This is a genomic window from Sandaracinaceae bacterium (assembly GCA_016706685.1).
GTDB lineage: Bacteria > Myxococcota_A > Polyangia > Polyangiales > Houyiibacteriaceae > JADJJE01.
On the sequence record JADJJE010000022.1, the window covers coordinates 121,730 to 131,431 of the forward strand.

Annotated in this window: 7 protein-coding genes and 1 pseudogene; 5 read left to right on the forward strand and 3 right to left on the reverse strand. The window is 70.5% G+C overall.

Annotated features, from left to right (window positions below; all coding sequences use genetic code 11):
- Positions 1 to 52: 52 nt before the first annotated feature.
- Positions 53 to 1,531, forward strand: a complete 1,479-nt coding sequence (locus IPI43_24390) for a hypothetical protein (protein ID MBK7777225.1) — start codon at positions 53 to 55, stop codon at positions 1,529 to 1,531.
- Positions 1,532 to 1,578: 47 nt separating this feature from the next.
- Here IPI43_24390 and IPI43_24395 read toward each other — a convergent pair whose 3' ends face one another.
- From IPI43_24395 to IPI43_24405, 3 genes are all read right to left on the reverse strand, one after another.
- A complete protein-coding gene (locus tag IPI43_24395; GenBank protein MBK7777226.1) occupies positions 1,579 to 4,470 on the reverse strand; it encodes a hypothetical protein in 2,892 nt (963 codons plus the stop codon).
- A 66-nt stretch (positions 4,471 to 4,536) separates the two neighbouring features.
- Positions 4,537 to 5,067, reverse strand: a complete 531-nt coding sequence (locus IPI43_24400; protein ID MBK7777227.1) for a DUF4258 domain-containing protein — start codon at positions 5,065 to 5,067, stop codon at positions 4,537 to 4,539.
- The gene (locus IPI43_24405) at positions 5,064 to 6,398 is read right to left on the reverse strand and encodes a class I SAM-dependent RNA methyltransferase (protein ID MBK7777228.1); all 1,335 of its coding nucleotides are present in this window, start codon (positions 6,396 to 6,398) and stop codon (positions 5,064 to 5,066) included. Before IPI43_24405 ends, IPI43_24400 begins: the two co-directional genes overlap by 4 nt.
- Before the next feature lie 105 nt (positions 6,399 to 6,503).
- Between IPI43_24405 and IPI43_24410 the strand changes: the two genes are divergently transcribed.
- From IPI43_24410 to IPI43_24425, 4 genes and pseudogenes are all read left to right on the forward strand, one after another.
- Positions 6,504 to 7,118: a phosphatidylcholine/phosphatidylserine synthase gene (locus tag IPI43_24410; GenBank protein MBK7777229.1), complete on the forward strand. Its 615-nt coding sequence runs from the start codon at positions 6,504 to 6,506 to the stop codon at positions 7,116 to 7,118.
- A 308-nt stretch (positions 7,119 to 7,426) separates the two neighbouring features.
- Positions 7,427 to 7,906: a hypothetical protein gene (locus IPI43_24415; protein MBK7777230.1), complete on the forward strand. Its 480-nt coding sequence runs from the start codon at positions 7,427 to 7,429 to the stop codon at positions 7,904 to 7,906.
- A gap of 25 nt (positions 7,907 to 7,931) precedes the next feature.
- Positions 7,932 to 8,601, forward strand: a pseudogene (locus IPI43_24420) (RluA family pseudouridine synthase).
- Between the two features lie 46 nt (positions 8,602 to 8,647).
- On the forward strand, positions 8,648 to 9,702 hold a 1,055-nt coding region (locus IPI43_24425), incomplete at its 3' end, for a nitronate monooxygenase (protein MBK7777231.1).

Below are 9,702 nucleotides of genomic sequence, written 5' to 3' on the forward strand. Positions count from 1 at the left end.
CGGCAGTCGGGTCGGGCTGGCTGGCGGCGGAGCAGGGGTGTAGTGTGGGGACATGAACGGAGCGGGACGGCCACGGCTCTTGCCCTTCGCAGCACACGCGCTCGCGAGTATGTTGTGCGGTCTCTCACTCGGCGGATGTGACGACGGGAACAGCGGTGGCGACCCGGATGGCGGTGCTGTTCCCGACGCCGCGCTGGACCCCTGCCTGGTGGGCGAGCGCCGCCTGGTGATCCGGGACCGCGACCTGGACGGCTTCGGCGACCAAGCGGAAGCGAGGCCCGTGAGCTGCGTGGAGCGCGGCTGGGTGGCCTACCCCGAGGACTTCGTCTTCGACTGTGACGACCGCGACTCCGAGGCGCACCCGGGTGTGCCGCTGCGCTGCGACTTCGACGGCGACGGTGTGGTGGGGGCCCTCGACTGCGACGACCGCAACGGCCGGCGCTACCCCGGCGCCGTGGAGCGCTGCAACGGCTTCGACGACGACTGCGACACGCTAGTGGACGACGCCGACCAGGTGGGGCTGCATTTCGCGGGCAACAACTACGTGCTGGACGAGGACGGAGACCGCTATCCGTCGCTGGCAGTCTTCGCATGCACGCCTCCGGGTGGTGCGTATCTGCAGTGGGACGAGACGCCGCCACTCGACTGTGCGCCGCTCGACCCGGCGGTGCATCCACGGCAGCACGACGACTGCGCTACCCAGACCGATGCCAACTGCGACGGCGTCTTCTCGCCGGTGTACGTGGCGGAACGTTGGGGGGAGCCACGGCCCGACTTGGCCGCGCTGTTCACACAGGCTGGTCCCATGGATCCTCCCGTGTTGGTGCAGCTGGCGGACCCGGCATCGTTGGTCTCGTCCGAGGACGTGGACCTGTGCCCGGGCACCTATCGCGTCCGCATCGTGGTCGCGGGGCCCTACCCGTCACAGGCGGCCTACGTGCGGCTGCGCGGACATGGGTCCAGCCCCCAAGACGTCATCCTCGATGCGGGGGGCGCCGGCCGGAACCTGCTGGTCTATCCGCAGGAGAACTTCGGGAACGCTGGCGCTCACGTGTGGGTGAGTGACCTGACCGTGGTCGACGGGGTGACGGCCGAGGCCGGAGGCTGCATCGCTCAAGTCGAGAACACCGGCAGCGGGCTCGGTGAGTTGACGCTGGACCGCGTGGTGCTGCGGGGCTGCCGCGCGGCCGAGGGAGGAGGCATCGCCGTGGGCGCGAACAACACCCTCACGCTCACCGACGTGGTCTTCGAGGACACCCAGGCCAGTGTTGCCGGAGGGGCGATCCACTACGACGGGCGCGCGGCGTTCACCATGCTCCGAGGGGCGTTCAGCGACGCCAGCGCGCCGGCCGGGATGGGCGCCGCCGTCTTCGCGGTCACCGGGGCGAACGGCACGCTCTCGCTCGAGCAGGTGGGTCTCGACCCGGTCAGCGACGACATCGCCGTGTCCACGCCGGCTGGCGGCATCCTGCTGCGCGACCTCGGCGCGGGCGCGTCTCTGACGTGCGACGCCGCGGGCTGCACTCCGTGAGCGCGAGGGCCTCGACTCGCCAGTCGCAGTGACGTGATGCTGGAACGTCAGTCCGCGGGCGGCGCGAACCGGATGGTGTACGGGCCGGCCGTCACAGCAAAGAGGCTCTCACCCGGGTACACGCTCGTCACGGACTCCGGCGACTCCATGTAGGTCGGGGCTTCCACTTCGTAGATGTCGACTCCGTCGGGGCGGACACGCGCGATGCGCACTGGCGCGGGGCTCGTCTCTTCGGGCGCGGCCCAGACGGCTGCCCAAAGCGAACCGCCGGGGCCGCGCGTGAGGTTGGGCTGGATGAGGCCCGTGATGTTGGCGGGAATGAGCGTTGCCGTGCCCGCCGCGAGATCGACTCGGTACGCGTCACCGCCTGCGATCGCGACGGCGGTGGTGGTGTCGAGCGAACGCAGCTGGGACTGCGCGAAGCCCACGCCTGCCACTGTGATGGTCATGTCGGGCGTGAGCGCGTTGGGCGCGAAGCAGGTGATGGCGACCCCCACGGCGCAGGAGCGACCGTTGGCGAGCCACACCTGGCGGTTCGTCGGCGTGGAGTCTGCCAAGCGCGTGGCCGTGCCGTCGGGCGAGAGCAGGTACGCCGGACCCGCGAACGCCGCGCTCTCGAGCGGCCGCGCGCTCACGACCGCCCCGCCACCGAGCACCGGTGCGGCGAGGTCGAAGTAGGAGCCGGCCGGGAAGTCTCCCACTGGCGTGAGGACGGTGTTGGTCTCGCGGCGGTGGATGAGCGTTCCGTACTGATCACGCAGCCACGCCCCCGAGGTGTCGTCGAGCAGGCTCGCAGTGACGAACGCCGCCGGCGCTACCCCGAACGAGAAGCCGGCGACGTGCCACACCTGCAGCTGTGGCGTGATGGCGAGGTCGCCGAGCATGCTGGCGGGGCCCCCCAGCTGCGGCGCGTCGCGCTCTGGTAGGGCGATGCGCACCATGCCCACGTCAGGCACGTTCGCCTCGAGGGCGTACGCGCCGGGGAGTGCGAGCTCCGCCGTGGTGGTGGAGGGGTTGCGGATGGCGATGGCGCACGGCGCGTCGGCCAGCGCGATGGCCGTGACCGGCTTGCCACCCAAGCTCCAGCCCGACGGGTTCAACGGCGTGTCGGTGGGTCCCCAGCACACGACCACGTCGGTGCCGGTGTTGCGCGCGGTCACGCTGAGGGCGGGAGGGGGTGCATACGGCGACGCCGGGGAACCGAACTCGACGAGACGGACTCGGAGGCGCGCGGGCTGGTAGGGCACCCGTGTGCACCCCGTGCAGTCGTTCCCGCCGAGCAGCACCGGCCCCGAGAAGTCGTTCGTGAACACGAGCACCTCGCCGGTGTCTCCGACTTCGATGGCGGCGCGCAGCTGCTCCCCAGCGACCAGCGCGACCCGACCGAGCGTCTCCAGATGCTCGGCTCCACGGTCGAGCACCACGCGTCGCACGATGCCGTCTGGCGTCGTCAGCAGGACACGCTGCGCACCGGCCTCCGTCGTCTGCACGGTCACGTCGTCGAGCGTGGCGAAGAGCGGCTCGAAGCGGCCGACGCCACTCATGTTGACCGACGAGCGCGCGAGCAGCCCGCGCGGCGTGAGGTGATAGAAGACGTCGTCGTCGTGGCTCAGGTTCGCGAGTGCAGGGGCGAAGTAGTAGCCGTCGCGCCGGCCCGGGCCCGTGGTCCGGTCGAAGTCGAAGACCGTGAGCAAGCCCCAGTCCGCGGGAACGGCAGTCCCGAGGGGAAAGAACCCGCCATTCTGAACGCCGGATGCCCCATCTTCGGGCCCGTGCAGCAAGAACGACTCGGCGTTCCCCACGAGCACCCACGGGTCGTCGTCTTCACGAGCCAGGAACAAGGAAGGGAAGTAGAGCGAGCCGTTGCTGTTCCGAAAGGCGCCCACCGTGCCCGTGCCGAGTCGCGGGATGGTCAGCTGGACGCTGTCCGACGGGCGCTCCACGACGGCCGACAGATCGAACAGCCCGTTGCACGGTGTTCCATCGTACGCTGGCGTAGAGAGCTCGGTGTAGGGGAAGTCCGGCAGCCGCGTGAGGTCGACCCGGCCGCCCGAGGTGAACGAGCCGGCCTCGTATTCGAGGCAGAACGCCGCATCCACGTCGGCCGGGAGCTGAGCGACCAGCCCGGTTTGGACGCCAACGAGGGCCACGAGGCGTCGTCCGTCCGGACGCTCCAGCGCCGTCACACCCTCCACGCGAAAGTTGTCCTCGAAGCCAGCGCCTGCGGATGGCACGCTCACAGCACGAGACGTCACGGTGCGCACGTCGCCCTCGGTGGCCGGCTCCACCTGCGGCAGGATGAAGCTCTCGAACGGAGGCTGACGTCGACGCAGCGGGTCGCCGAAGTCGGCGAGCATCCCGTACCCCTCGAGGAAGCGCATGGGGTCCGCGAAGGACGACTGGACGTCGCTCTCGAACTCGATGGTCCACACCACGCCCAGGCCGAACGGTGTCTCTTCCTCCGAGCGCCCCGTCACCGACAGCGTGATCGGCTCCCCCGTCACCTCGAAGTTGCCGGTCGTCCACGTCATCCCTTCCCGCACCACGTTCGGGACCACCAGGATGGGCTGCACGCTGCGACTGGCGCTCCGGCCCACCAAGGCGCCCGTGGTCCCGAGATACTCGATGCCGTGCTCGCCGCGACGGTAGTACGAGTGGTGCCGCAGGAAGCGCTCGCCGGCCTCGGCGGACACCTCGGCGAGCGTGTAGGCGACCTCGATCAGGCCGTTGGCCGTGGGGCCGACGACGGTGCGCAAGCCCGTGCGTGTTCCCGTGACCAGCGGGTCGAGCGGGAGGTCGTTCGTATCGCCCGTGCCCGGGTTGGTGACCACGAACGTAGCCGGCGGGATGCCGCCACCGAAGCTGGACCCGTCGGACCCGCAAGCGGAGGCGAGCAGCACCGTGGACAGGACCGTGAGAGAGAGCGCGATGCGACTCAAGGGAGTCCTCCTTCGAGAGCCCCGATTGTTATCGATACCGCGCGCGAAGCGCAATCGGCGGCCGGGCTACCGGCACTCGCACGGCCAGTCCCGGCCGAGGTCGATGGTGGTGACCACGCGCGTCTCGCGATCGCAGTCGGCATACACGATGCGCACTTCTTGGCCGTCGTCGGTGTGGCCTTCGACCGCGTAGGACACGCACTCGCCATCGGTGCGCGTGCGGTCGGGGGCGATGTGGCCGTCTTCGAGCAGGGCCTCTACCTCGGCCTCCGTGATGTGGCGGCAGGCCATGCGACAGCGGCCGTGCTGGGTGTAGCGCAGCGGCTTCTGGGCGAGGCGCGCGAGCACCGGGTCGGCGGAGCCGGCGGCGTGCTCAGCGGCGCGGGGGGACTCGACGCTGGGCACCGGCTCGCCGGGCGGGGAGACGCTGGGCACCTGGGCACTTGGAGCGCTGCTGCTGGGGGCCTCCGGGAAGAGCTCCCGCAGCAGGTCCTCGTCCAGGCATCCCGTGAGCGTGAGTGTGAGCGGCAGCGTCAGCAGGAGCAGGGCTTGCACGGCGAGCGAGGACACCCTGCGCAGCGCACGCGCTCGCGTCACGCCGACACCGAGGGGTCCACGCGCTCGAGGCGCGCCACCAGCTCGATGTGCGGGGTGTGCGGGAGCGTGTCGAAGCCGCGCAGCTCCACCAGCCGGTAGCGCGCGCCGGGGCCGTCTTCGGCGCACAGCTGGTCGAGGTCACGGCGCAGGCCCTTGGGGCCGCAGCTCATGATGCGGATCTCGCGCGGGGCCACGCGCCGCAGCGCCGCGCACACCTCCGTGCGCAGCCCCTTGCGCGGGGGGTTGGCCACCACCAGCTCGGGCGCGTCGCCCTGATAGCCCGCCAGGAACTGCTCCACGCTGCTGGGAGACACGCCCAGCATGGCGGCGCTCTCGGGGTAGGCCTCCACAGGCACCACCTGCGTGAAGTGCTCGCGCAGCAGCACCGTGGTGATGCCCGCGCCGGCGTACAGGTCGAAGGCCAGCTTGCCCTGCGCGCCGTCCACCAGCGCGCGGTAGCACTGTCCGGCCACCTCGGGGTTGGGCTGCAAGAAGCCGAGCGGCCCCACCGGGATGGGCACGCCCGCCACGCGCAGCGTGAGCTCCGCACGACCACGCACGGGGAGCGCTGGCGTCCCACGCACCGCGTTGCCGGTGCCGGACTGCACGCTCAGCGCCACGCCCGCCACGTCGTGCGGGTCGAGCGCGCTCGCGATGCGCATCGCAGTGTCCAGGTCTTCGGTGCTCATGATCAGCGTGCACAGCACGCGCTCGCCGTCGGTCTTGAACCACACGTAGCGCAAGAGGCCCTGATCGGTGCGCTCGTCGTAGGCCCCCACGTTCAGCGCCTGCACGGCGCGCTCCACCGCGGCCACCGCGCGGCCGATGCTGGGGTGCTCCACGATGCAGCCGTCCATGTAGGCCACGCGGTGCGTGCCGCGGATGAAGCTGCCCAGGCGCACGCGGCCGGGGCCGCCGAACGCCACGCGCTTGCTGGAGTAGCGGTAGCCGGCGGAGCCCTCGCCCTCGAGCGCGCCGTGCGTCGCCCCGTCGCCCACGTGCAGGCCCAGCTCGCTCTCTAGGTACTGACGGAGCGCCGCGCGCTGTGCCCCCACGGTGAGCGGCATCATGGTGCAGCCGGTGCAGCGCCCACCGCGGGACGGGTGCTGCGCGCAGGGCGCGGTCTTGCGTGCGGGGTGTGGGTTCAGCACCTCGAGCAAGTGCGCGTGCGACATGGGCCCGCGCTTCGACACGTAGTCCACGCGCGCCGACACGCGCTCGCCCGGAAACGCCGCGACCACGTGCACGGCGTGACCTCCTAGCTGAGCCACGCCGTCGCCCGACTCGTCGAGCGCGGTCACGTCCAGCGTGAGGGTGTCGCCTTTGCGCATGTCGGCATTGTCGCTATGTCGCGGTGGACCGCAAGCCGGGAAGCATCGCGAGCTCCCGCGCGTGGCGGTGGACGAGTGGGGACCGGAGACGTAGGTTGCCCCTCGATGACCACGAAGCGCCGCTTCTCGATGATCCGAGACTTCCATCTCGCCGACTGGTTCACGCTCGGGAACGCCTTCTGCGGCACCGGGGCGATCTTCGCCGCGCTGCGCTTCCTGCAAGACGGGAGGCAGGGCGATCTGCTGCTCGGGATGGGCCTGATCCCGATCGCCTTCGTGTTCGACGCGCTCGATGGTCGCATCGCCCGCTCGCGCCACACGTCGTCCGTCCTGGGTCGCGAGCTCGACTCGCTCTCGGACGTCATCTCCTTCGGCGTGGCGCCTGCCGCGCTGGCCTACGCGTGCGGCATGCAGGGCGGCTGGGACTGGCTGATCCTCTCCTACTTCGTCTGCTGCGGCGTGAGCCGGCTGGCTCGCTACAACGTCACCGCGGAGTCGCTCACCGGCGACGAAGGCAAGGTCAGTCACTTCGAGGGCACCCCCATCCCCACCAGCCTCGCGCTCGTGGTGGTGCTGGCCGTCGCCACCTGGCAGGAGCGCATCGGTGCTTCGCTGTGGTTCGGCGTGGTGGACTTGGGCTGGCAGCTGCACCCGCTGGTGTTGCTCTTCGCGGTGTCCGGGTCGCTGATGATCAGCACCATCCGCGTGCCGAAGCCGTGAGCGCAGGCTGAGGATTCGCGAGATCTGGCTCGGGGGCGGATTCGCCTTGCTGCAAGGTTCAATGGGCACCCCCGGCTGGAAGCCGGGGGCAGCAGACCAGGCCTGGACCTGCCGAAAGTCCGCCCCTCGGGGGTCGGACTGCGTGGTCGAAGGCAGACCAAGCTCTGCAGAGGGTACTCGGGCACATCCTCCTGCAGAGGATGGCCCAGCTCGAGTGGCGACCCATGTCGAACACACCTGCGCGGGGCGGGGTGCTCGCGCTCCCGCGAGAGGGAGGCCGACGGCTTCGTTGGCGTATGCTGTAGGGAATGCACTCCCGCGCTCTCGCCGTCACCACCGCCGTGCTGGTGAGTTGGTCCTTGGTGGCCGTGTCGGTGGCTGCGCGACCCCTGCGCCCGGACGAACAAGCGCGAATCGCAGCCCAGCCGCCCACCACGGTGGTGGCGCGTCTCATCGACCTGGGCACCCCCAACCCGCCTCACTGCGGAAGACTGCACGTGGCCGTGGTGATGCGCTACGAGGTGCTGGAGGTCGTGGGCGAGCGCCCGCTGTACGGCCCGCCCGGCAACACGTGGGACGTGATTCACGGCTGCCCCGAGCTGCCGCGCGCACGTTACCGCGCGGGCTCCGGTAACGTGACCGCGTTCCACGTGGGCGACGTGCACCGCATGCTGGTGTCGCAGAACGTGCCCAGCGGGTCGCCCGTCAGCGTCCTCGACATGTGGCCTCGCACGGGCAGCAATCGGCCGCTGTGGGCGCTGCGTACCGACCAGGCCAGCGCTCCGTAGCTCGGCGTGGCACCGTACGCGCACCTTGACTGAGTTCTCCATCCTGTTCGAAGACGGCGAAGCGCTGGTGATCGACAAGCCCGGCGGTCTGCCGCTCGACCGCCCGCGCGCTGGCGGTCCCTGCATCGAGGACCGCCTTCATACGCTCAAGCTGGGGTTTCAGCGCGCACCCGTGCCCGTGCACCGGCTGGACCACGACACATCGGGATGCCTGTTGCTGGCCCGCAACCCGAGCGCGCTCCGGCGCTTCTCCGCGGCCTTCGAAGCGCGGCAGGTGGAGAAGACCTACCTCGGGCTGGTGGCGGGCGAAGTGCCTGGCGACGCTGGCACCATCGAGCTGGCGCTCACCAAGATCAGCAGCGAGCAGGACGGCTGGCGCATGGTCCCCTCGCCCCGCGGCAAGCCGGCCACCACGCACTGGCAGCGCCTGATGATGAGAGACGGAATCACGCTGGTGAGGTTCCAGCCCGTGACCGGCCGCACGCACCAGATCCGCGTTCATGCGCTCGCTGGCCTCGGCGCTCCGCTGCTGGGCGATCCGACCTACGGCAAGGCCGACCCCCGCGTGTCCCGAACCATGTTGCACGCAGCCGCGCTCACCGTGCAGCGCGGCGCGGGCAAGGCCACCCATCGTCGCCACCGCGCCGCTGCCCGCCGACTTCATGCAGCTCGGCTTCACGGTGCAGAGCGGCTGAACCCATGTATACTTAGTGTAAACATTCCCTGGAGACCCCTTCCTGCATGCGCACTCCCATCTGCGAGACCCTCGGCATCGAGTTCCCCCTGTTCGCGTTCAGCCACTGCCGTGACGTGGTCGCGGCCGTCACCAACGCGGGCGGCTTCGGCGTGCTGGGCGCGCTCACCTTCACGCCCGAGCAGCTCGACGAAGAGCTCACGTGGATCGACGCGCACACGGGCGGCCGGCCCTACGGCGTGGACATCGTGATCCCCGCGAAGTACGTGGGCCGCGAGGCGGGCGACATGAGCAACGTGGACCTCAAGAAGATGATCCCGCCCGAGGTCTCGAAGTTCTTGAACGACCTCCTGGCCAAGCACGAGGTGCCCGAGCTGCCCGAGGGCTTCGGCGGCTTCTCCGAGATGCTGGGCTGGTCCGCGGGCGGCGGGCGCGCGCACCTCGAAGTGGCCATGAAGCACCCCATCCGCTTGCTGGTGAACGCGCTCGGGCCTCCCCCGGAAGACGTGATCGAGCTGGCCCACGCGCAGGGCATCCTGGTGGGCGCGCTGGTGGGCACGCCCGAGCAGGCGCGCAAGCAGAAGCAGGTGGGCGTGGACATCATCATCGCGTCGGGCACCGAGGCCGGCGGCCACACGGGCGAGGTGGCCAGCATGGTGCTCACGCCACAGTGCGTGGACGCCGTCGCGCCCACCCCGGTGCTCACCGCCGGTGGTGTGGGGACGGGCCGTCAGCTCGCCGCCGCGCTGTGCCTCGGCGCGCAGGGCGCGTGGACCGGCTCCATCTGGCTCACCACCAACGAGTCGGAGGAGGCCGAGTCGCTCATCGAGAAGCTGCTGGCCGCCACCTCGAGCGACACGCTGCGCTCGCGCTGCCTGACCGGGAAGCCCGCGCGTCAGCTGAAGACCACGTACACGATGGCGTGGGAGGCGGACGACGCGCCCGACCCGCTGCCCATGCCGCTCCAGTTCATGGCCGTGGCCGAGGCCAACAACCGCATCTGGAAGCACTCGCAGACCAACCACCGCACCGCGGGCGACCTCACGGGCATCGCCGTGGGCCAGATCGTGGGGATGATGAACAAGCGCCGCCCGGCGCGCGA